A 21,525-nucleotide genomic window follows, 5' to 3' on the forward strand; every position below is an offset into this window, starting at 1 on the left:
CAATGCGTAAGTCTTTCATAGTTATCCTCGCGGTGGTGTTGGTAGCCCTTTACGCCTCAATGTTTGTGGTTCAGGAAGGCGAGCGCGGCATCGTGCTGCGTTTCAGTAAAGTTCTGCGCGACAGCGAAAACAAACCGCTGGTTTATGCACCGGGTCTGCACTTCAAGATCCCGTTTATTGAAACCGTGAAAATGCTGGATGCCCGTATCCAGACCATGGACAACCAGGCCGATCGCTTCGTGACCAGCGAGAAGAAAGACCTGATCGTCGACTCCTACCTGAAATGGCGTATTAGTGATTTCAGCCGCTACTACCTGGCGACCGGTGGTGGTGATGTTTCTCAGGCGGAACTGCTGCTGAAACGCAAGTTTAACGACCGTCTGCGTTCCGAGATTGGCCGTTTGGACGTGCGTGACATCGTGACTGACTCCCGTGGCCGTCTGATGGCAGACGTGCGTGAGGCGCTGAACACCGGTACCGTGGGTGACGGCGAAGAAGCCGCCGCCAGCGAAGCCGATGACGCTATCGCATCTGCCGCAGCCCGTGTTGAGCGTGAAACCAATGGCAAACAGCCAGCGGTTAACCCTAACAGCATGGCAGCACTGGGTATTGAAGTGGTGGACGTCCGTATCAAGCAGATCAACCTGCCTGCGGAAGTGTCCGATGCGATCTTCCAGCGTATGCGTGCAGAGCGTGAGGCGGTAGCCCGTCGTCACCGTTCACAAGGTAAGGAAGAGGCTGAGAAGCTTAAAGCCACCGCCGACTACGAAGTGACCCGTACCATCGCGGAAGCCGAGCGTCAGGCGCGTATCACCCGCGGTGCGGGCGATGCGGAAGCAGCTAAACTGTTTGCCGATGCCTTCAGTCAGGATCCGGATTTCTACGCTTTCATCCGTAGCCTGCGTGCTTATGAAACCAGCTTCGGCCCAGGCAATCAGGACGTGTTGGTGCTGAGCCCGGACAGCGATTTCTTCCGCTACATGAAGTCGCCGGTTGCTACGCGCAACAGATAACGTCAGCATGATGGCGATCCCCGATAGCTTTCAGGCCATGGTTTGAAAGAATAGGGGTAGAACCAAGGCCCGTTTAAACGCGGGCCTTTCTTTTTTTGGGGGAAGGATGAATTCGACAATCTGGCTGGCGCTTGGGTTGGTTTTGGTGCTGGAAGGGCTGGGGCCGATGCTGTTCCCACAGGCTTGGCGTAAAATGGTCCAGACGATGTCGCAACTGCCCGATGCCACACTGCGGCGTTTTGGTGGGGGATTAGTGGTTGCAGGCTGTGTGATCTACTACATGTTGCGTGCACGCACGGGGGTTTAAAGTTTAGCCGAAAAAGTACGCAATCGTATGCTAAAAGTGCTGAAACTGAAGAATTAGGGTGGTAGAATCCATTTTTAAGCAACCTGGTGATTTTAAAATGGGTAAGAACGTCGTCGTACTGGGCACCCAATGGGGTGACGAAGGTAAGGGTAAGGTCGTAGACCTGCTGACTGAACGGGCTCAATATGTTGTGCGCTACCAAGGTGGCCATAACGCTGGCCACACTCTGGTTATCAACGGTGAAAAAACCGTTCTTCATTTAATTCCTTCAGGTATCCTGCGTGAAAACGTGACCAGCGTCATCGGCAACGGTGTCGTTCTGGCGCCAGACGCGTTGATGAAGGAAATGGGTGAACTCGAAGCGCGCGGCATCCCGGTACGCGAACGTCTGTTACTGTCTGAAGCCTGCCCGCTGATCCTGCCTTATCACGTCGCCCTGGATAATGCGCGTGAGAAAGCGCGTGGCGCCAAAGCCATCGGCACCACCGGTCGCGGTATCGGCCCGGCTTACGAAGACAAAGTTGCCCGTCGCGGTCTGCGCGTTGGTGACCTGTTCGATAAAGCCACCTTCGCCACCAAGCTGAAAGACATCATCGATTACCACAACTTCCAACTGGTTAACTACTACAAAGTAGAAGCCGTCGATTACCAGACCACCCTTGACTATGTGTTGTCGATTGCCGATATCCTGATCGGGATGGTAGTTGACGTCTCCGAACTGCTGGACGGCGCGCGCAAGCGTGGCGATCTGATCATGTTCGAAGGTGCACAGGGTACGTTGCTGGATATCGATCACGGTACTTATCCGTACGTGACTTCTTCCAACACCACCGCTGGTGGCGTAGCAACCGGTTCTGGCATTGGCCCGCGTTATGTGGACTACGTGCTGGGCATCGTGAAAGCCTATTCTACCCGTGTAGGTGCAGGTCCGTTCCCAACCGAACTGTTCGACGAAACCGGCGAATACCTGTGCAAACAGGGTAATGAGTTTGGTGCTACCACTGGCCGTCGCCGTCGTACCGGCTGGTTGGATGCGGTTGCCGTTCGTCGTGCCGTGCAGATCAACTCCCTGTCTGGCTTCTGCCTGACCAAGTTGGACGTGCTGGACGGCCTGAAAGAAGTGAAGATCTGTGTGGGCTATCGCATGCCGGATGGCCGCGAAATGACCACCACGCCGCTGGCTGCAGAAGGTTGGGAAGGTATCGAGCCAATCTACGAAACCATGCCGGGCTGGAGCGAAACGACGTTTGGTGTGAAAGACTACAGCAAACTGCCACAGGCAGCGCTGAACTACATCAAACGCATCGAAGAGCTGACTGATGTACCGGTAGACATTATCTCTACTGGCCCAGACCGTAGCGAAACTATGATCCTGCGCGATCCGTTCGACGCATAATCTGTTTGCTCTACTGTCACCAAACAAACCGGGCCAAGTCCCGGTTTGTTTGCCTCATGTATCCTCCCCGATGGCGTTTTCACCTCACAAAATCCTTTCGTTGCTCCGGTTGAGAGTCGGCTATGTACTAAATAATTAGCTGCGAACTCTCTGGCTGGTTTATCATCCAATAAGATAGTAAAGAAAATCGCCGAAAATCGGCAGATACCCAGAGGTAAACGTGCAGTTAACAAGTTTTACTGACTATGGCCTACGGGCATTGATCTATATGGCATCATTGCCTGCGGACAAAATGACCAGCATCTCTGAGGTTACGGAGGTGTACGGGGTTTCCCGTAACCATATGGTAAAAATTATCAATCAGCTGAGCCGTGAAGGCTTTGTAACCGCCGTGCGGGGTAAAAACGGCGGTATACGCTTGGGTAAACCGGCTGAGAGCATCCGTATTGGCGACGTGGTGCGGGCGCTGGAGCCGCTTTCGTTGGTTAACTGCAGCAGCGATTTTTGTCATATCACCCCAGCCTGCCGTTTGAAGCAAGTGCTCCAGCAGGCGGTAAAGAATTTCCTTGAGGAGCTGGATAGTCACACATTGGCCGACATGGTCGAAGACAATTCACCGCTCTACAAGCTTTTGCTTGTCGAATAAAGCGTTACTGAGAAGACAAGGCTCAGCGACACCCTGCTGATGACAACGGAGGAACCTCAATGTCACAAGATCCATTCCTGGAACGAGAAGCAGAAAAATATGAATCCCCAATTCCTAGCCGCGAATTTATTCTGGCCCATTTGGCGAAACGTGAAACGCCGGCCAGCCGCGAAGAGTTGGGCAATGAACTGAATTTATCCGGCGAAGAAGCGCTGGAAGCCCTGCGCCGTCGCCTGCGTGCGATGGAGCGTGATGGCCAGTTGGTCTTTACCCGCCGCCAGTGCTATGCCCTGCCGGAGCGTCTGGACCTGCTGCGTGGCACGGTGATCGGTCACCGCGATGGCTTCGGCTTCTTGCGGGTTGAAGGGCGTAAAGACGACCTTTATCTCTCCGCCGAGCAAATGAAAATGGCCATCCACGGCGATGTGGTGTTGGCTCAACCGCTGGGCGAAGATCGCAAAGGCCGCCGTGAAGCGCGTATCGTGCGCGTGCTGGTACCCAAAACCAGCCAGATTGTTGGCCGCTACTTCACCGATGCCGGTACCGGCTTCGTGGTGCCGGATGACGGCCGCCTGAGCTTCGATATTCTGATCCCTGCCGACTCGGTCAGCGGGGCGCGGATGGGCTTTATGGTGGTGGTCGAGCTGACCCAGCGCCCAACGCGCCGCACCAAAGCCGTGGGCAAGATCGTCGAGATCCTGGGTGATAAAATGGGGACCAGCATGGCGGTGGATATCGCATTGCGTACCCATGAGATCCCGCATACCTGGCCACCTCAGGTGGAGAAGCAGGTTGCCGACCTCAGTGAGCAGGTGCCGGAAGCCGCCAAGAAGGGGCGTGTGGATCTGCGTCACTTGCCGCTGGTCACCATTGATGGCGAAGACGCCCGCGATTTTGATGATGCCGTGTACTGCGAGAAAAAACGCGGTGGTGGCTGGCGCCTGTGGGTCGCGATTGCCGATGTCAGCTACTATGTGCGCCCGCGCACGGCGCTGGATGACGAAGCCCGTAGCCGCGGCACCTCGGTCTACTTCCCATCGGAAGTGGTACCAATGCTGCCGGAAGTGCTTTCCAACGGCCTGTGCTCGCTCAACCCACAGGTCGACCGCCTGTGTATGGTGAGTGAGATGACCATCTCCGCATCGGGCCGTCTGTCTTCGTTTAAATTCTACGAAGCGGTAATGAGCTCCCATGCGCGCTTAACCTACACCAAGGTCTGGCATATCTTGCAGGGCGATCAGGAGCTGCGCGAGCAGTATCATCCGTTGGTCAAACACCTGCAGGAGCTGCATGCGCTGTATAAAGTGCTGGATCAGGCTCGTGCCGAACGCGGTGGTATCGCCTTCGAAACCGAAGAAGCCAAGTTTATCTTCAACGCTGAACGCCGTATTGAACGCGTCGAACCAACGGTACGTAATGACGCGCACAAACTGATCGAAGAGTGCATGATCATGGCGAACGTTGCGGCGGCACGCTTTGTCGAGAAGCATAATGAACCCGCGCTGTTCCGCGTGCACGATCGTCCAAGTGACGATCACATTTCCGCATTGCGCAGCGTGTTGAGCGAGCTGGGCCTGACGCTGGGTGGCGGCCTGAAGCCGCAGCCGAAAGATTACGCTACTTTGATGGATGAAGTATCGGAACGTCCGGACCGTGAAATGCTGCAAACCATGCTGCTGCGTTCGATGAAACAGGCGATCTACGATCCGGAAAACCGTGGCCACTTCGGCTTGGCGTTGGCCTCTTATGGCCACTTTACTTCGCCGATCCGTCGCTACCCGGACCTGTCGCTGCACCGCGCCATCAAGTACGTGTTGGCGAAGGAGCATGGCGAACAGAAAGAGCGCTGGACGCCAACCGGAGGCTGGCACAGCGATCTGGAAGAGATGCTGCAACTGGGTATGCACTGCTCGATGACCGAGCGCCGTGCCGATGAAGCTACGCGTAACGTGGCGGACTGGTTGAAGTGCGACTTTATGCAGGATCACGTCGGTGAAGTGTTTAGCGGCGTTATTGCCAGCGTCACCGGCTTTGGTTTCTTCGTCCGCCTGAGCGATCTGTTTATCGATGGTCTGGTACACGTGTCCACGCTGGATAACGATTACTATCGCTACGATAATATCGGCCAGCGTCTGATCGGCGAATCTTCCGGCATGGTCTATCGCCTGGGAGATACGGTGGAGATCCGCGTTGAGGCCGTGCATATGGACGAACGCAAGATCGACTTCGCCCTGGTTTCCAGCACCCGCAAACCGCGTGGTGAAGGCAAAACCGAGCGCGAACGTGCCAAGAATGGCGGCCAGCGTACGCTGCGCGACGGTGCCGGAGCGGGCCGCAGTCAGGCTCAACGTAAACGCCGTGGCGGCAAGACGCCTGCCAACTTTGAGCCAGACAGCGCCTTCCGTAAAAAAGATGGGGCCAAGGCCAAACCCGCAGACAAGGTGAAGCCAGACCCGAAGGCGAAAGCGAAAACCGATCCGAAGGCAAAAGCCAAAAAAGCGTCTGATAAAACCAAAAAGATAGCGGCAGCGACCAAAGCCAAGCGTGCCAGCAAGAAGAAAGGTGCCGAGCAGGGTTAACCTGCCGCACGTTATTATCCCCGGCCGGGTCATCCCGGCCGCACAGTTAAAAGAGCATCATGAGCGAAATTATCTACGGTATTCACGCTGTCAAAGCCCTGCTAGACAACGATCCACAACGTTTCCTGGAAGTGTTTATTCTCAAGGGGCGTGACGATCGCCGCTTACAGCCTTTGATTGCCGAGCTGGAAGCAACCGGTATTGTGATCCAGGTGGCTAACCGCCAATGGCTGGATGAGAAGGTCGAAGGTGCCGTCCACCAGGGCATTATTGCGCGGGTGCGTGAAGGGCGGAAATATCAGGAGAACGATTTGCCTGGGCTGCTGGAAAGCGTTGAAACGCCATTCCTGCTGGTGTTGGACGGCGTTACCGATCCCCATAACCTGGGGGCTTGCCTGCGTAGTGCAGATGCTGCCGGTGTCCATGCGGTGATCGTCCCACGCGATCGCTCTGCCCAACTGAATGCGACGGCGAAGAAAGTGGCCTGCGGTGCGGCCGAGAATGTCCCACTGATCACCGTCACCAACCTGGCTCGTACCCTGCGTTTGCTGCAAGAGATGAACATCTGGATCGTGGGCACGGCGGGTGAAGCCGACCACACGCTGTATCAAAGCAAAATGACCGGCCCGATGGCGTTGGTTATGGGCGCGGAAGGCGAAGGTATGCGTCGTTTGACCCGTGAACATTGCGACGAACTGATCAGCATTCCGATGGCCGGTACGGTTTCCTCGCTGAACGTCTCGGTAGCGACCGGTGTCTGTCTGTTTGAAGCGGTGCGCCAGCGCAGCTGATGATTTAATAGGGGTGAAACCTGTCACCCCTACCTCTAATCTCCTATCTTGTGATCCCGCCAGCGGCAGAAATCCAGCTAATGACCATAATTACCCCTGAAGCGTTAATCAGGGAGCAAATTCATGGTCTGGACTACGCATACCGTCTTTAACCAACCCAAGCCCTTGGGGAACAGCAACCTTTTCCTGTCCGATACGCCGTTACGTGAAGCGCTGCAGCGCGAGTTGGCAGGTTGGGATAGTGACGTTCTGGCCTCGCTTGGGCAGCAGTTAGGCACGCAGGAGTCGCTGGAGTTGGGGCGGCTGGCCAATACCAACCCACCGGAGTTGCTGCGCTATGACGCTACCGGGCAACGCCTGGACGACGTGCGCTTTCATCCAGCCTGGCACATCCTGATGCAGGGGCTGGTCGCTAACCGGGTGCATAACCTGCCGTGGCAGGAAGATGCCCGTATTGGCTCCTTGGTGGCCCGCGCCGCCCGCTTTGTGTTGCACGCTCAGGTGGAGGCCGGCACGCTCTGCCCAATCACCATGACCTTTGGCGCTACCCCACTGCTACAGCGTTCCCTGCCAAAGGAGTATCAATCCTGGCTAACCCCGTTACTTTCCGATCGTTATGACCCTCATCTGTTGCCCGGTGCACAAAAGCGCGGGCTGTTGATCGGCATGGGGATGACGGAAAAGCAGGGCGGCTCGGACGTGCTGAGCAATACCACCACCGCCGTGCCGCTCGCCAGTCGTGGCAATGGGGAGGCTTATCGCCTGGTGGGCCATAAATGGTTCTTTTCGGTGCCACAGAGTGATGCCCATCTGGTGCTGGCGCAAACGGAAGGCGGGCTGTCCTGCTTCTTTCTGCCAAGGATCTTACCTGATGGCACGCGCAATGCCATCCGCCTGGAGCGGCTTAAAGACAAGCTGGGCAACCGTTCCAATGCCAGTAGCGAAGCCGAGTTTCAGGACGCCACGGCCTGGCTGTTGGGTGATGAAGGAGATGGCGTCAGGCAAATCCTCAAGATGGGCGGTATGACCCGCTTCGATTGTGCTTTGGGTAGCCATGGGCTGATGCGCCGCAGCCTTTCGGTGGCGCTGTACCATGCTCTGCAACGGCAGGCGTTTGGTAAATGCCTTATTGAACAGCCATTGATGCGGCAGGTATTGGCCCGCATGGCGTTACGGCTTGAAGGGCATACCGCCTTACTCTTTCGTTTGGCGCGAGCCTGGGAAAATCGGGGGGATGCAGGAGAAACCGTTTATAGCCGCTTACTTACTCCGGCCGCGAAATACAGCATTTGCCGTCAGGGGGCACCATTTATCGCTGAAGCGATGGAGGTGTTAGGGGGTATTGGTTATTGTGAAGAGAGTGAGATGCCGCGGCTTTATCGTGAGGTTCCGGTTAACAGCATTTGGGAAGGTTCAGGAAACATCATGTGCCTGGACGTGATGCGCAGCCTGCATAAGCTGCCGGGTGCGTTGGAATTGCTGCAGCAGGAGCTGTTGCCGGTGCGCGGGCAGAATCGGTTGTTCGATCGCGCTTGGCGGCAGTGGCAGCAGCGTATGCGCCAGCCGCGTGAAGAAATGGGGCGTTTGTTAACCCAGCAGTTATTCGATCTGTGCTGTGCCGCCCAACTGCTGCAACATGCCAGCCCGCCAATTGGTGAGGCTTGGTGCCATTTAACGCTGGATTATCGTGGGGATAGAATGCTGCCTGCTGAGGTGTGCGATACGCTGCTTCAGCGGGCTATGGGGAACTAAAACAGGAGCTCGGGCTTATCGTCTAGAGAGAAATGCCATCAGATAATATGCTGATGGCATTGGATGTATAATTTCCTGTCTGATTTCAGCTCGAATGATTAATTATAGAAATATCTCGCATGATATTAATTTCGTGTGAGCGCCTAAGATGTGTTCTGCTGTAATTTTAAGGATGATTCTCGTTAATGTGTGGGATATACCCTTTTTTGGGTTCTGCTTAACTAATTGGCTGAGTGGGTAACAGGTTGTATGTTACATTTTTAATGTAATGGAGACTAAGCACGGCTCGTGAGTGCCAATCTGTGCTAATTATTTATTTGGGAAAGTCTTGTTTTTATTGCGGCTTGTTCGCGGCAATCTACTGACTTTCCTATTGTGTAAAAGGAATTAACAGCATGACATATAGTAATCTCTCGTCTACAACCGAATTATCGATACGTAAAGAAAAGAGCAGCTCATCTCTGCAGATGAATCTTTCGCCACTCTACTTTGCCGGGCTGCTGGCTTTTGGCTGCGTCTCCGTGGCTAATGCGGCTATCGTTGCCGATGCCGGGCAGGCATCTAGCCCTGCGGTTAATGCCGGGGCGAATGGTTCGACCGTGGTAAATATCAACACTGCGGGTAAAGGGGGTGTTTCACATAATATCTTCAACCAGTTCAATGTTGATAAAAACGGTGTGGTGCTGAATAACAGTGTTGACGGGGCTAATAGCCAACTGGCGGGGAGTCTCGCGGGTAATGCGAGTTTAAGCGGTGGGGCGGCCTCGGTGATCCTTAATGAGGTCAACTCTAATCGGGCCAGCGTGTTAAATGGCATGGTGGAAGTTGCAGGCCAGCAGGCTCAGGTAATTATTGCCAACCCGGCAGGTATTACCTGTAGTGGCTGCGGCTTTATTAATGCCGGCAGAGCAACGCTGACCACCGGTACTGCCCAGATTGCCGATGGTGCCATACAGGGATATAAAACGGAAAAAGGCACCATTGTTATTAATGGCAGTGGCCTGAACAGCGGTGACAGTAATTATACCGATCTGATTGCTCGCTCGGTGGTGATTAATGCCGGCGTCTGGGCCAAGGATTTGAAAGTGACCACTGGCCGTAATAACGTCAATGCGGATAACACCCAGGCGACTGCACTGGCCTCGGCGTTGGGCAGACCTGGCGTTGGGATTGACGTTGCTGCTTTGGGGGGGATGTATGCCGGCAAGATCACCTTGGTGGGGACAGAAAGCGGAGTAGGCGTTCGAAATGCCGGTACCATCGCGGCTTCCACTTCAGATCTGGTGATGGACGTTAATGGTGTGCTGGATAACCGTTCAGGGACCCTATCCGCCGCACGTGCCAACAAGCTGAACACCACCGGCACTATTAATAATACCAGGGGGAAAATCACCGGCGGGAACGGTGGTATCACTATCAATACCCATAAAAACCGCCTTACCAATACCAACGGCAACATAGCGGCCATCGGCTCTGTGAGCATCAATAGCGGGCAATTGAACAATACCAACGGTATGGTGCAAGCCAGTTCACAGGTCACTATCGATACCAATGGGCAGTTGCTGACCAATACTGGCCGCAATAATGACACCGGCATTTACAGCACCTTGGGTATAGTGCTGAAAACGGGTCAGTTGAACAATAACAATGGCCTGATCACCACCAGTGGTAACTCCACTATCATCAGCGGTGAGTTGGATAACCGTAATGGGCAGATTTTTGCCTTTGGCTCTTCGTTGTCCGATCTGTCGATGACCGTTGGCGGCACGCTTGATAACCGTGGTGGCGAAATAGCGGCTCAACATCACGTAAATCTGTCTACCAGCGGTACGTTGAATAATAGCGCTAACGGTAAAATGAGTGCCGGTGACGATTTTAAGCTGACGACAAACAAAGCAGCGCTCAATAACACCAACGGTTTGATTGAGTCGGCTGGGGCGTTGGATATCAACAGTGGGCTACTGACCAATAGAACCGGTAGTTTGCAAGCGACCAAGATGCTGAACGTAAACACCAACGGCAGTAACCTGCTCAACGAGAGTGGGCAGATCTCTGCCATGGGGGATATCCAGCTCGCCAATATCAACGCTATGGACAACCGGGATGGCAGTGTTAGCGGTGAGGGCAAGCTGTTGCTGCAGGCAAACAGCCTGGATAACCGCACGGGTGGGTTAACCCTGGACAAGGGCAATGACGTTCGCATCCAAAATGCCCTTAATAACAACTATGGCGTGATCCGTAGCGAGCTGGGTAGCACGGAGCTATACGCCAGCACGGTCAACAACAATGCGGGCATGTTGGGGGGGCAGGAAGTTCATGTGCATACCGATACATTGCGCAATGACGAGGGGCTGATTTTTGCCGAGAAGACGGCAGAAATAAAGGCGGCGACTCTCTATAACCGTAATGGTGAGAATTTTGGTCGAGTGATGGGCGTGCATATCGATATGCCGGAGGACACTCAGGGGGGCATTATCAGTATGGGCGATCTGAGCATGACCGGTAACCGGGTGTACAACAGTCGGGGTCTGATTGCTGCCAGCGGTGGCAACTTGAACATGAAGTATGCCGGCAACGTGGATAATAACCGCGGCACCCTTTCAAGTGTGGCTTATCTGTCGCTGCTGGCTAACCGCCTGGATAACGGCAATGGCACGATATCTTCAACAGGTAGCAGTAGAGTAGAAGTGGCTTCAGCCTTTACCAACAGCGGCTTAGTCCACGGTAGAGAAGGGCTGGATATTCGCGTTAACGGGGCATTGACCAACAGCGGTCAATTGTGGTCCGACAAGGTCACCACGATCAACAGCCAGAATTTAACTAACCGGCGCGGCGCGGTGATCGGCGGCCTGGAAGGGGTAAAACTGAACCTGACGGGGAGATACACCAATAACGGTGATGTAACTGGGCCGGTAATCAAAGAGTAATCGCGGAAATATCTTTTACGGGTGTCTATTCGGGCACCCGTTTTTACTTATCTCTCAGAGCCCGCACTACCGATAAAGTATCGCCTGTGAATACCACTGGCCCGGCACGATGGTTTCGCTGTTCATGATGATCATGTAATAGCGTGCCCCGCTGGCGTTAGCTTTGCGCTGGATCTCGGCTTCCACGTTCATCGGGCTGCCATGCACTAGCGCGCTGATCGTCCCCATCTTCTCCAACTCGGTGGTTTGGGCACGGGTGATCTCCTGTGCCTGAGCGGTAGGCGGCGGTGGGGGTTTGGGCGTGGTTTTAAATACGCTGCAGCCGGATAACAAACCAAACAGCAATAGGGTGATCAACGAACGGGAAAGATTCATGCTGGCCTCATCGCTATTTAGCATAGAGTAGAACGGTTTGAACTACGGTTTCGGGCCGATATTTGCCATCATAGAGAAGATTGGGCACAGGGGGAATACATGATCGAGATCCATGATGAGCGGGTGGGTGACGTTGCGGTGATCCATGCGGTGCCAGCCGGGCGCTATGAGCAGCCGTTACCCACGATCTTTTTCTATCACGGCTATACCTCATCGAAAGAGGTGTACGCTTATTTTGCCTATGCGCTGGCCAAGGTCGGATTCCGGGTGGTGCTGCCCGATTGTGCGATGCACGGTGAGCGGTTTGATGGTGATGAAGCACGGCGGCTGGCGCATTTCTGGGAAATCCTCAAAAGTAACGTCGATGAGTTACCCGCGCTCAAAACGCACTTTGAGCAGCGTGGGCTAATTGCCGGGGATCGCATTGGCGTGGCGGGCGCTTCGATGGGGGGAATGACCACCTTAGGGGCATTTACCCGTTACCCTTGGGTGAAAGCTGCCGCCAGCCTGATGGGGTCGGGCTACTTTACTTCACTGGCGCAGACGTTGTATCCGCCATTGGATGCGCATGGTCAAGCGCTGGAGCAGTCCGCGCTCAAGGCACGTCTTGCGCCCCTGGTCGCTTATGAGGTTGAACATCATTGGGAGAGTTTTTCCGGGCGGCCACTGCTGTTATGGCATGGTGAAACCGATGATGTAGTGCCAGCGTTGGAGAGTGAGCGCTTGGCCGGTGAGTTACGCCGGCGAGGCCTGGATCGTCGGTTGACCTACCTCACTGAAGCGGAAGTACGCCATCGTATTACCCCTGGGGCTTTGAACGCTACCGCCGCCTTTTTCCAGGATTCGCTGTAAAAAGCCCCCGAGGGAGGGGGCAAGGCCTGGCTGTTACTGATCGACCGCCTCTTGGTGCGGCTGGGTTCCCTGGTGCTGCATTTTCGGTTAGCGATAAAGCTCGGCGCTGACGTGGATAGACGCGGTGCTGCCTGGCTCATGTAGCGCAACAATCCGGTAAGCGCTGGCGCCGCGTTGATCGGCAATCTTGTTGATTTGGGACGTTGCGTCGTCGGGCGAAACCACTTCCTGATCGAGGCTGACGAAGCCAATGCTTTGGCGCTCTGCGGCCTGGTGTGCGGTGATCTCAGTGGCGGCCATGGCGTTGGCGGAAAGCAGCAACGCGATAGCGGTAGCGATGGTGATACGTTTCATAGACACCTCTCTTAACCCTTTGCTAGGGCGGCGTGTCACTTGGCCCACCGCCGATATACTGTTCATTAAGCAAAAAGTTATTTATCAATCTTGAATAACTGCAACCCTTTATCGCTGCGCTTTCTGCGGCGGATAATTTAACTTTAGTCCGATAGTCAGGATTAAAAAGGGTGAGATTTTGATGGCCTTATTCAAAAAAAATGATAATGATTTCCAGTGGGCTGATGATTTTGTTGAAGGATTTTTAAAACCTATGGATCGGCATACATCGCTTTTTCTGCCAGCAAATCGTGCTATTTCTCGTGGCCTTACGCATAAACCTCAATAAATCCTACTCAGTCCTTGAGTTCCCCCCCTTGCGCCGGTATGATTACGCGTCATTTTTCAGCCGCACACATACACACGTTCCTTGCTTCCATGGGCCGCGGTTGACCCTGACAGGAGGCTGAATAATCCGTAAGGAGCAATTCGATGCGTCATTACGAAATCGTTTTTATGGTCCATCCTGACCAAAGCGAACAGGTTCCGGGCATGATCGAGCGTTACAGTGCTACCATCACTAACGCGCAAGGTCAGATTCACCGTCTGGAAGACTGGGGCCGCCGTCAACTGGCTTACCCGATCAATAAACTGCACAAAGCCCACTACGTTCTGCTGAACGTTGAAGCTCCGCAGGAAGCGATCGATGAGCTGGAAACTAACTTCCGCTTCAACGACGCCGTTATCCGTAGCATGGTTATGCGCGTTAAGCACGCGGTAACTGAAGCATCTCCGATGGTTAAAGCGAAAGACGAACGTCGTGGCGATCGCCGCGAAGACTTCGCTAACGAAACCGCAGATGATGCAGATGCTGGGGATTCTGAAGAGTAATTGCTGTCGTGACGGCTAATCGTCTGGTGTTGTCTGGCACAGTGTGCAAGACGCCGGTGCGAAAAGTGAGTCCTTCCGGGATACCCCACTGCCAATTTGTGCTTGAGCACCGATCGTCGCAGATGGAAGCCGGATTCAGCAGGCAAGCATGGTGCCGAATGCCCGTGGTTGTCAGCGGACAACAGTCACAAGCTTTAACTCAAAGATTAACGGTCGGCAGTCAGGTTACCGTTCAAGGCTTCGTTAGTTGCCATCAAGGGCGCAACGGGCTGAACAAATTGGTCCTGCATGCCGAGCAGATTGAATTGATAGATTCTGGAGACTAGCCAAATGGCACGTTATTTCCGTCGTCGCAAGTTCTGCCGTTTCACCGCGGAAGGCGTTCAAGAGATTGACTATAAAGACATCGCTACGCTGAAAAACTACATCACTGAAAGTGGTAAAATTGTCCCGAGCCGTATCACCGGTACTCGTGCAAAATATCAGCGCCAGCTGGCCCGTGCTATCAAGCGCGCGCGCTACCTGTCTTTGTTGCCGTACACTGATCGTCATCAGTAATCGGCCACTGTCCATTAACGACTTTGAGAGGATAAGGTAATGCAAGTTATTCTGCTTGATAAAGTAGCAAACCTGGGCAGCCTGGGTGATCAGGTTAACGTTAAAGCGGGTTATGCCCGTAACTTCCTGGTACCACAGGGCAAAGCTGTTCCTGCTACCAAGAAAAACGTAGAGTTCTTCGAAGCACGCCGTGCTGAACTGGAAGCCAAACTGGCTGACGTTCTGGCTGCTGCTGAAGCTCGCGCAACCAAGATCAACGAACTGGGTTCAGTCACCATCGCGTCTAAATCAGGCGACGAAGGTAAACTGTTCGGCTCTATCGGCACCCGCGACATCGCTGACGCAGTTACTGCGGCAGGCGTTGAAGTTGCCAAGAGCGAAGTTCGTCTGCCGAACGGCGTTCTGCGTACCACTGGTGAGCACGAAGTGCACTTCCAGGTACACAGCGACGTGTTCGCACAGCTGAATGTAGTTGTGGTTGCTGAAGCTTAATCGGCTTTAGTACACCAAGTTAAAACGCCAGCCTAGTGCTGGCGTTTTGCTTTTCAGCTCCGGGTAAAACGCGCTACTCTGAGGCTATCTGTTGGCAAGGAGAGGCGAAAATGGCAGAAGTTATCTTACAGCGAGTCTACGATTTCAGCGGCCCGGCACCGGAGCACTGCTATCTGACTGACCGGCTATGGCCGCGCGGTGTGAGTAAGGAAAGGTTGCAGGGCGTCATCTGGCTTAAGCAGGTGGCACCGGATACGGCGTTACGCCAGTGGTTTCATCAGCATACTGACCAGTGGGATGAGTTTGTTGCACTCTATCGCCAACAGCTGGCCACTAATGATGCCTGGCAGCCGCTGGTGGCGTTGTTAAGGAAAGGAGAACCGTTGACCCTACTGTATGGCAGCAAGGACACACAGCACAACCAAGGGGTTGTACTGCGTGATTTTCTGCTGGATCAGCTTCAAGATTAGCGAATGCGCAGGTAGCCGCCATCGCTCTGGCGGCGAAACAGGGCTTCACTGTTATCCACGGTGGTGACTGAGAGCGCGGTGATCACACCGTTAGCATTGCGTTCGATACGCACTTCTTGCCCGGCCTTCAGATTGCTGAGCGGCTTATCGTTGCCTTCAACCCGCGCCATGGCAAACACCTCGTTCACCGGCAGGTTGTTGTCACGGAACAGCTGCGCCAGGGTTTGGCCTGCCTGGATCTGATATCGCTGCCAACTATCGCTTTCGCCTGCCGTTTGCTGGCCGTCGTTTTGCAACTGAGCCTGTAACGGTATCTGGTTTTCCTGGCTGGTGACCGGGAACGGACGCGCGTTATCGTCGGAATACGGCCAAAGCAGCGACAGTAGCAGGATAGCACCAAAAATAATCACCCAACGGCGGTGAAAATACGGCAAAGGTTCCATCCAGTGGAGGCTGTCCGGCAGGTGCCATATTTTCAGCAACAACGCTTTGAGCCTTTGCCCCTTGCCGCTCTGCTGTGGCGGTGATGAGTCTGGCTCATCGGTGGTTGCTGGCGTTTCCGGTGCCGGACCAGGCTTCAGGCGTTGGCTCAGATTCAGCCAGGTGCGCAGCAATGGCTGGTAGACACGGGTGGTTTTCCTTCTCCTGGGCGCGATTCTGCCCATGGTGACCTCTCTTCAACTGCGTAAAATTGTCACTTTACAAAAAGTGTATCGCTGACCCCAGTATACCCTATGGTTTCAAGCCGCAGTGCACTTGTGCACCGTCAGGGGCGAATAGTCTCTGCACTGCGCCACTTCGATGCCAGCCTTGAGCCGTACCGGGTCTATATCGCTAACTGTTTGAAGCGATTGGTAGCCGAGAGAATAATGACACCAAACGTTAACAGCAGGTTATTGTTTCTTTTTCTACGACAAAAGTCATCATTCTCCACACAAGATTTTACCCGGCTTTGCCGCGCTGTTATGCTGCGCTTTCGACTTTTTACAGACTAAAGGAAAACCCCATGACAACCCCTTCTTTTGATAGCGTTGAAGCGCAAGCAAGTTACGGGATTGGTTTACAGGTCGGTCAGCAACTGCAAGAGTCCGGCCTGCAAGGTTTACAACCAGAAGCTCTGCTGGCTGGCCTGCGTGACGCGCTGGAAGGGAATGCCCCGGCGGTTCCGGTAGATGTGGTCCATCGTGCGCTGCGTGAAATCCACGAACGTGCGGATGCTGTGCGTCTTGAGCGCCAGCAGGCGATGGCCGTTGAAGGCCAGAAGTTCCTGGAAGATAACGCCAAGCGTGACGAAGTGACGCTGACCGAGTCTGGCCTGCAGTTCTCCGTGCTGGAGCAAGGCAATGGCCCAATCCCATCACGTCAGGATCGCGTGCGTGTGCATTACACCGGTCGCCTGATCAACGGTGATGTGTTCGACAGCTCCGTTGAACGTGGTCAACCCGCCGAGTTCCCGGTCAGCGGTGTGATCCCAGGCTGGATCGAAGCTCTGACGCTGATGCCGGTTGGCTCAAAATGGCAGCTGTATATCCCTCACAACCTGGCCTATGGCGAGCGTGGTGCAGGCGCATCCATCCCGCCATTCAGCGCGCTGGTGTTTGACGTTGAGCTGCTCGAAATTCTGTAATTCCCCTCGCCCCAACCCTCATCTACAGAGATGGTTGGGGCGAGTCCGTTGACCTCAACCTATCCAGTGGCATCATGTGCATGATGGCCCGCACTTTTAACTCTGGTGCAATCTTCGCAGCCATTCTATAACTCCGGCTCCCAATGGAAAATCAAGACGACAACTGTCTTGCCATTGGGGGCAGGTGCGATGGGCACGGAGCCCGGAAAAAATGAACATTGATTCTGGTCATGGTATATAGGTGTGACATTTTCATTCAGAATCTGCGTTCACGTTCAGCCAGAATGTGTTTTCGCGATGTACGGGAATACGTGGTGTCATTCTCCACGAGAAACACCTTTATTTTTGCTGCGACCGTGGTCGCCAATCTGGACCAAGTAACGATGGCAATTCCTGCAACAACTGACTTACTCTCTCTCTGCTAGCTTGCGGCATGAACAACACTTCTTTGTTGGCCGCTTGAGTAGATATCAATCCGAGTGGTGCAGCCACAAACATCCAGTTGGTCACGTGGAAAATGCCCCCCCATCCATTGATTGCATAGTTTTCTATATCCAGCATGCGCGGGGTTCTCTCCTGCCAACATGCTTTGATATTACGATAATCATCTGGCATCGCTGACGTGGCAACATCACACCAGAATTGGTTATCGCGGCGTGGGCAGTCATAGTGCATACGCAGGAAGTCACGGATACCTTCCCAGGAGCGCAGGTTAGCCTGATTAAACTCTTTGATACTTTTATCAGACACGATGCCCTGCCCAGCACTGAGTACCCGCTCAAAGTTGCGCAGTTGTTCCAGCATCTGCCCAATTGAAGTGGCTTCCAATGGTTCAACAAAGCCGGAAGATAGCCCCAACGCCATTATGTTACCTTGCCAGACTTCTTTGAAGCAGCCTGGATCAAATTTCAGTGTTTCGTGCGGTACGATCTCGTACCCTAACGTTTTCTCGATTTCTGCCAACGCCTGCTCATCACTAATGTGCTTACTGCTATAGACATAGCCAGCTCCAACTCGGTTCACCAGCGGTATCTGCCACATCCAACCTGCATTCATTGCCAATGCTCGTGTGACAAGGAGCGGATTTTCAAACGGATGAGGCATATAGAATGGGATAGCACGATCCATCAGCAGGTGTTCTTTGAATGAAACCCACTCTGCTTTAAGCGTATTACCTACAATTTTGCGTGCAAAACCGCTTGCATCAATCACGAAATCTACATCCAGGGACTCTTCCCCTATAATGAGTGCGGTGGCATTTCCTGACTGATCCAATTCAACCCGATCCACAATGGCATCTTGATGCACGATCCCGCGTTCAAGAGCAATGGTTTTCAGGAAATTAGCGGTTTTGTAACTGTCGAAATGGTAGGAGGTTTGAATATCGGCACCTCCTTCTGCCAGTATCTGGCTGGCATCTTGCTGCGGCACATTGCGGGCGACAGCCTGAAAACCTCGAATATAGGAAGGTAGAGGCAACTGTTGGCCAATCAACGCAGAGAAACCAGGGAGGAAACCATACTCGGCCCACTCGGCCTTGCCACCACCGGCGAACAGATGAAAATAACGGTCGTCTTCTTTGCCAGTCCGCCAGCCTTCATAGCAAAAGCCCCATTTATAGGTAGCGTCGACTTCGGCCATAAAGCGGTCAACAGGAATTTGATAGCGTTTCAAAGCATGGGCTAGATTCAATAACCCTCCTTCCCCTACGCCAACAATGCCAATCGCTGAAGATTCAATGACTCGTATTTCAACATTGGGGCTAAATACACGGCGCATGGCAATGGCAGCAAACCAGCCAGCAGTCCCTCCACCCAATATAACAAAGCGTTTTGCATTTCTGAAATTCAACATAGCGACTCTATGAACACATCCCAGTTTGCAAGGTTTTCGTTGTTGCAACATCAACGAGCAGTTACAGCTTTTTATCTGACATTAGGTTAAAGTCAGAACTGCGAGCCAATCTGAGAGGTACTCACTCACACCTTATTTCCCCAGCGGGATTTGGGCTCGGGCCTTTATTCTTGTCTCAAAAATTACGGCCTTACTGTCATTGTCATTATTTCGATAACCATAGCAACTTTTCAGTAATCTACCTTTTATTAAGAGTTAACATTTTCCTGCATCATCCGCTAATGCGGACTGATACTGACGTGATCTTTCCCATATATGAACCTGATGTCATCAATCTCGCCCATGCCAAGTTACTAGGGATCTCGTTCTCAACTTTTTTTTCAGGGGAGGGCCATCCTGATGTAACTCAAATTCTTTTGGGTTAAAGTAATAGAACGTAGAAGTTGTTTAATTAGAATGCGTGATGCCAATGATGTATACCTTATTTTTTCTCATAAAATCATAATTATCCAAGAATTAACTCAGTCAGGTAAGTATTAGCGTATTGTTAAAACAACGTAGTCTGCCCATTTCAAGGGGAAAAACTACCTGAGAATTTATTGAATAATTTAGGCATGGGCAAAAGGCCCCTCTGAATGCGAAATATCTCAGGCAACCGCGTTGGATTTTGCTCTGACCGGGGAGAGGGTGGACAGCGAGGCTGGTCGACGCCGCTGCGTTGATATATCGCCTGCTGACGAGGGGGGGCGTACCCGCAGACCGGGTACAGGCAGACCTAACGGATCGACATTATCCAATCAGGTCTCTGATTACTGAAAATAGCTTGCTATGGTTCAATTGATATTACGTAACTGCCATTCCCCGGCGAGAATGCGATCGAGCAGGAAAAAAGGCATCAGTTCACACCACTTGTGGTTTTTCACCGTGGTTGCGTATTGACATATCCTGTAGCCTTGTTCATCCAGCACTTCCCATTGTTGCAACTCACCCTCTTCTTTCTGGCTGGCTATACCTGCTAACTGGTAGCTGGCGTTACTGCCAACGTGGAATTTGTCTGTCTGCCAGCGAATTGGCCTATGTGCGGGAAAAGGGCGGGCCTGGTGGAAACCGAAGAGATCGTCATGGCTGAGTAAGCTCTGCCTGACGGTGGGCCAAAGATACTGACGCAGGAAATATTGATCGACAAAGCGGCGATGGTTTTCCTGCTGGCTCAGATACTCACGGATCTGGTTGATGACCGAAGGCAGGCGGGGGTTGTGGCAGCCTCCCCACATCCCTGCCAGCAGCAGTTCAGTATGAGTAAAGTAATCCCGCATATGGTGATACCAGCAATCGCTTTGCAACCACGCTTCGATAGCAGCTTGTTCCCGCTCTGAGAGTAATGAGTCCGCATCGCGGATGAGATAACGCTTCACGGTAGGGTCGTCCAATACCAAAAAACGCCACATCAGCGGTGGGATATTCTGATGCAGATCTCCTTCTACTGTGATTACCTTGGCCCCAGCATCACGCAAGCGTTGCTGCACCTCTTGTGGCACACTGTCGTCCAGATAGAAACGGCAGTGCCAGTGGGGAAATAGCGCTTTACTTACCTTAGCGTTCATTACGGCACTTTCGCAGTAACGCACCAGTGAACCAAACAGGGTGAACGCGATGGCATTTTCTTCCGGGTTATGCGGGTTAAAGGCCGGAGGGTGTGGTTCTGGCAGTGGGAAAGCCTGACTGTCAGCGAATTTCTGGTCACCTTGTTGCAGTGACATCAAACCGTAGCGCCGTACCTCATCCGGGAGGTTCAACCAGCCGCAAACCTCTGCTAAACCGTCGATCATCGTGACTGGGAGTTCTTCCAGCGACTGGCTTTGCAACAGTCTTTTATAGGTTTTATAGGCCTTCTTATACTCCCCTATGCGCATTAAGCACAGAGCATAACTGGATAGCACATCGGTATTACGTGGCACCAGGCGAAGCGTAACTTCTGCGATCGCTTTACCTGCGGCATAATCATCGCTGGCGATAGCATCACGATACTGTTGTGCAAGGGTGTTGAGGCGTTGTGCCTGCAAAGTATGGGACGGAGAGGTTGGATTGTTTTTCTGAAAAGGACGCATAAATAAGCTTACCTCAAACTGAGACATGATCTGAATGTGGGGAGTTGGACAGGGCGATCCTTGCCCCCATTGAGCCGTTTAGCAAAAATGCAAGCGGCACTATTTTATACTGTTGAAAAAATGTGAATTAGTTAACAATGTCACGACTGGAGAGCCTGCGGTTTTTTAGTTATTAACCAAATGATAATTATAATTTGACAATCTGTGCTTAAGAGTAACAGTATCATAAGTCAACGGGTACTACCATATTCAGAACGATGACTGATAATCCAGCGTGGATATCTATGGAGCCAGCGTTAGCTCGCATAGGTCTACAGCCTGAATTGTCTTTTTACTACTGTATGTGAAATGCTATACTTGTTTTTTTTCATTTTTATAGCTAAATGTATGGCCATGGTGTGGAGGATGTTGATGATTTGTTATATAGTGGGGCTATTATCCTAAGTTAGCTGTATGTTTTATTTTTTTAGGAACTATCTTACATCGTTATTACATGAAGTCTTATACCAATTATATTAGTTAGGTAGTATCATTACTGTCTCTTATACACATCT

The 21,525-nt window shown here is 52.9% G+C and carries 21 protein-coding genes; 16 read left to right on the plus strand and 5 right to left on the minus strand.

What is annotated here, in order from left to right:
- Nucleotides 1–2: 2 nt before the first annotated feature.
- The 8 genes from hflC to JHD74_RS12560 all read left to right on the plus strand — a co-directional run bounded on the left by hflC (nucleotide 3) and on the right by JHD74_RS12560 (nucleotide 11,411).
- Nucleotides 3–1,013, plus strand: a complete 1,011-nt coding sequence (gene hflC / locus JHD74_RS12525; protein ID WP_024530186.1) for a protease modulator HflC — start codon at nucleotides 3–5, stop codon at nucleotides 1,011–1,013.
- Nucleotides 1,014–1,119: 106 nt separating this feature from the next.
- Nucleotides 1,120–1,320, plus strand: coding sequence for a DUF2065 domain-containing protein (locus JHD74_RS12530; RefSeq protein ID WP_074032085.1), 201 nt, complete (start codon nucleotides 1,120–1,122; stop codon nucleotides 1,318–1,320).
- Nucleotides 1,321–1,417: 97 nt separating this feature from the next.
- Nucleotides 1,418–2,716, plus strand: coding sequence for an adenylosuccinate synthase (locus JHD74_RS12535; RefSeq protein WP_065684083.1), 1,299 nt, complete (start codon nucleotides 1,418–1,420; stop codon nucleotides 2,714–2,716).
- 220 nt (nucleotides 2,717–2,936) lie between these two features.
- On the plus strand, nucleotides 2,937–3,362 hold the full coding sequence (nsrR, locus tag JHD74_RS12540) for a nitric oxide-sensing transcriptional repressor NsrR (RefSeq protein WP_024483339.1): 426 nt from the start codon (nucleotides 2,937–2,939) through the stop codon (nucleotides 3,360–3,362).
- A 59-nt stretch (nucleotides 3,363–3,421) separates the two neighbouring features.
- Entirely contained in the window at nucleotides 3,422–5,941 is a 2,520-nt protein-coding gene (rnr, locus tag JHD74_RS12545; RefSeq protein ID WP_199062805.1) for a ribonuclease R, read from the plus strand.
- A gap of 59 nt (nucleotides 5,942–6,000) precedes the next feature.
- Nucleotides 6,001–6,732, plus strand: a complete 732-nt coding sequence (gene rlmB, locus JHD74_RS12550; protein WP_021179009.1) for a 23S rRNA (guanosine(2251)-2'-O)-methyltransferase RlmB — start codon at nucleotides 6,001–6,003, stop codon at nucleotides 6,730–6,732.
- Between the two features lie 123 nt (nucleotides 6,733–6,855).
- Nucleotides 6,856–8,484: an isovaleryl-CoA dehydrogenase gene (locus JHD74_RS12555; protein ID WP_199062806.1), complete on the plus strand. Its 1,629-nt coding sequence runs from the start codon at nucleotides 6,856–6,858 to the stop codon at nucleotides 8,482–8,484.
- A 395-nt stretch (nucleotides 8,485–8,879) separates the two neighbouring features.
- A complete protein-coding gene (locus JHD74_RS12560; protein ID WP_199062807.1) occupies nucleotides 8,880–11,411 on the plus strand; it encodes a filamentous hemagglutinin N-terminal domain-containing protein in 2,532 nt (843 codons plus the stop codon).
- A gap of 66 nt (nucleotides 11,412–11,477) precedes the next feature.
- Here JHD74_RS12560 and bsmA read toward each other — a convergent pair whose 3' ends face one another.
- Complete coding sequence (gene bsmA / locus JHD74_RS12565; RefSeq protein WP_024530180.1) at nucleotides 11,478–11,786, minus strand: biofilm peroxide resistance protein BsmA; 309 nt, start codon at nucleotides 11,784–11,786, stop codon at nucleotides 11,478–11,480.
- Nucleotides 11,787–11,885: 99 nt separating this feature from the next.
- Between bsmA and yjfP the strand changes: the two genes are divergently transcribed.
- Entirely contained in the window at nucleotides 11,886–12,638 is a 753-nt protein-coding gene (yjfP, locus tag JHD74_RS12570) for an esterase (RefSeq protein ID WP_199062808.1), read from the plus strand.
- A gap of 87 nt (nucleotides 12,639–12,725) precedes the next feature.
- Here the strand turns inward: yjfP and JHD74_RS12575 are convergent, their stop codons facing one another.
- A complete protein-coding gene (locus JHD74_RS12575) occupies nucleotides 12,726–12,992 on the minus strand; it encodes a DUF1471 domain-containing protein (RefSeq protein ID WP_024530178.1) in 267 nt (88 codons plus the stop codon).
- 181 nt (nucleotides 12,993–13,173) lie between these two features.
- Between JHD74_RS12575 and JHD74_RS12580 the strand changes: the two genes are divergently transcribed.
- From JHD74_RS12580 to JHD74_RS12605, 6 genes are all read left to right on the plus strand, one after another.
- Entirely contained in the window at nucleotides 13,174–13,320 is a 147-nt protein-coding gene (locus tag JHD74_RS12580; protein ID WP_161629501.1) for a hypothetical protein, read from the plus strand.
- 143 nt (nucleotides 13,321–13,463) lie between these two features.
- The gene (gene rpsF, locus JHD74_RS12585) at nucleotides 13,464–13,862 is read left to right on the plus strand and encodes a 30S ribosomal protein S6 (RefSeq protein WP_004933634.1); all 399 of its coding nucleotides are present in this window, start codon (nucleotides 13,464–13,466) and stop codon (nucleotides 13,860–13,862) included.
- An 8-nt stretch (nucleotides 13,863–13,870) separates the two neighbouring features.
- Nucleotides 13,871–14,188, plus strand: a complete 318-nt coding sequence (gene priB, locus JHD74_RS12590; RefSeq protein ID WP_065684090.1) for a primosomal replication protein N — start codon at nucleotides 13,871–13,873, stop codon at nucleotides 14,186–14,188.
- A gap of 4 nt (nucleotides 14,189–14,192) precedes the next feature.
- Nucleotides 14,193–14,420, plus strand: a complete 228-nt coding sequence (gene rpsR, locus JHD74_RS12595; RefSeq protein WP_000135199.1) for a 30S ribosomal protein S18 — start codon at nucleotides 14,193–14,195, stop codon at nucleotides 14,418–14,420.
- A 39-nt stretch (nucleotides 14,421–14,459) separates the two neighbouring features.
- Entirely contained in the window at nucleotides 14,460–14,912 is a 453-nt protein-coding gene (gene rplI / locus JHD74_RS12600; protein WP_004933629.1) for a 50S ribosomal protein L9, read from the plus strand.
- A gap of 110 nt (nucleotides 14,913–15,022) precedes the next feature.
- Nucleotides 15,023–15,382, plus strand: coding sequence for a DUF488 domain-containing protein (locus JHD74_RS12605; protein ID WP_024529094.1), 360 nt, complete (start codon nucleotides 15,023–15,025; stop codon nucleotides 15,380–15,382).
- Here JHD74_RS12605 and JHD74_RS12610 read toward each other — a convergent pair.
- Nucleotides 15,379–16,047: an OapA family protein gene (locus JHD74_RS12610; protein WP_199062809.1), complete on the minus strand. Its 669-nt coding sequence runs from the start codon at nucleotides 16,045–16,047 to the stop codon at nucleotides 15,379–15,381. The genes JHD74_RS12605 and JHD74_RS12610 overlap by 4 nt on opposite strands.
- A gap of 341 nt (nucleotides 16,048–16,388) precedes the next feature.
- On the opposite strand from JHD74_RS12610, the gene JHD74_RS12615 reads away from it, so the two are divergent.
- Nucleotides 16,389–17,009 carry a peptidylprolyl isomerase gene (locus JHD74_RS12615; RefSeq protein WP_021179017.1) on the plus strand — a complete coding sequence of 207 codons (621 nt, stop codon included), beginning with the start codon at nucleotides 16,389–16,391 and terminating at the stop codon, nucleotides 17,007–17,009.
- A 339-nt stretch (nucleotides 17,010–17,348) separates the two neighbouring features.
- Here the strand turns inward: JHD74_RS12615 and JHD74_RS12620 are convergent, their stop codons facing one another.
- Nucleotides 17,349–18,863, minus strand: a complete 1,515-nt coding sequence (locus JHD74_RS12620) for a tryptophan 7-halogenase (RefSeq protein WP_074032093.1) — start codon at nucleotides 18,861–18,863, stop codon at nucleotides 17,349–17,351.
- Between the two features lie 833 nt (nucleotides 18,864–19,696).
- Entirely contained in the window at nucleotides 19,697–20,971 is a 1,275-nt protein-coding gene (locus JHD74_RS12625; RefSeq protein WP_074032095.1) for a hypothetical protein, read from the minus strand.
- Nucleotides 20,972–21,525 lie beyond the last annotated feature (554 nt).

Source organism: Serratia sp. ASV30, assembly GCF_016428815.1.
Taxonomy (GTDB): domain Bacteria; phylum Pseudomonadota; class Gammaproteobacteria; order Enterobacterales; family Enterobacteriaceae; genus Chania; species Chania fonticola_C.

Bases quoted from the DNA above. Each gene is read 5' to 3' on its own strand.
- JHD74_RS12555 (WP_199062806.1), top strand. From the start codon at position 6,856: ATGGTCTGGACTACGCATACCGTCTTTAACCAACCCAAGCCCTTGGGG.
- bsmA (WP_024530180.1), bottom strand. From the start codon at position 11,786: ATGAATCTTTCCCGTTCGTTGATCACCCTATTGCTGTTTGGTTTGTTA.
- JHD74_RS12605 (WP_024529094.1), top strand. From the start codon at position 15,023: ATGGCAGAAGTTATCTTACAGCGAGTCTACGATTTCAGCGGCCCGGCA.
- rplI (WP_004933629.1), top strand. From the start codon at position 14,460: ATGCAAGTTATTCTGCTTGATAAAGTAGCAAACCTGGGCAGCCTGGGT.
- JHD74_RS12625 (WP_074032095.1), bottom strand. From the start codon at position 20,971: ATGCGTCCTTTTCAGAAAAACAATCCAACCTCTCCGTCCCATACTTTG.
- hflC (WP_024530186.1), top strand. From the start codon at position 3: ATGCGTAAGTCTTTCATAGTTATCCTCGCGGTGGTGTTGGTAGCCCTT.
- JHD74_RS12615 (WP_021179017.1), top strand. From the start codon at position 16,389: ATGACAACCCCTTCTTTTGATAGCGTTGAAGCGCAAGCAAGTTACGGG.
- rpsF (WP_004933634.1), top strand. From the start codon at position 13,464: ATGCGTCATTACGAAATCGTTTTTATGGTCCATCCTGACCAAAGCGAA.
- JHD74_RS12620 (WP_074032093.1), bottom strand. From the start codon at position 18,863: ATGTTGAATTTCAGAAATGCAAAACGCTTTGTTATATTGGGTGGAGGG.
- JHD74_RS12610 (WP_199062809.1), bottom strand. From the start codon at position 16,047: ATGGGCAGAATCGCGCCCAGGAGAAGGAAAACCACCCGTGTCTACCAG.
- JHD74_RS12535 (WP_065684083.1), top strand. From the start codon at position 1,418: ATGGGTAAGAACGTCGTCGTACTGGGCACCCAATGGGGTGACGAAGGT.
- yjfP (WP_199062808.1), top strand. From the start codon at position 11,886: ATGATCGAGATCCATGATGAGCGGGTGGGTGACGTTGCGGTGATCCAT.
- rnr (WP_199062805.1), top strand. From the start codon at position 3,422: ATGTCACAAGATCCATTCCTGGAACGAGAAGCAGAAAAATATGAATCC.
- rpsR (WP_000135199.1), top strand. From the start codon at position 14,193: ATGGCACGTTATTTCCGTCGTCGCAAGTTCTGCCGTTTCACCGCGGAA.
- JHD74_RS12575 (WP_024530178.1), bottom strand. From the start codon at position 12,992: ATGAAACGTATCACCATCGCTACCGCTATCGCGTTGCTGCTTTCCGCC.
- rlmB (WP_021179009.1), top strand. From the start codon at position 6,001: ATGAGCGAAATTATCTACGGTATTCACGCTGTCAAAGCCCTGCTAGAC.
- JHD74_RS12530 (WP_074032085.1), top strand. From the start codon at position 1,120: ATGAATTCGACAATCTGGCTGGCGCTTGGGTTGGTTTTGGTGCTGGAA.
- JHD74_RS12580 (WP_161629501.1), top strand. From the start codon at position 13,174: ATGGCCTTATTCAAAAAAAATGATAATGATTTCCAGTGGGCTGATGAT.
- JHD74_RS12560 (WP_199062807.1), top strand. From the start codon at position 8,880: ATGACATATAGTAATCTCTCGTCTACAACCGAATTATCGATACGTAAA.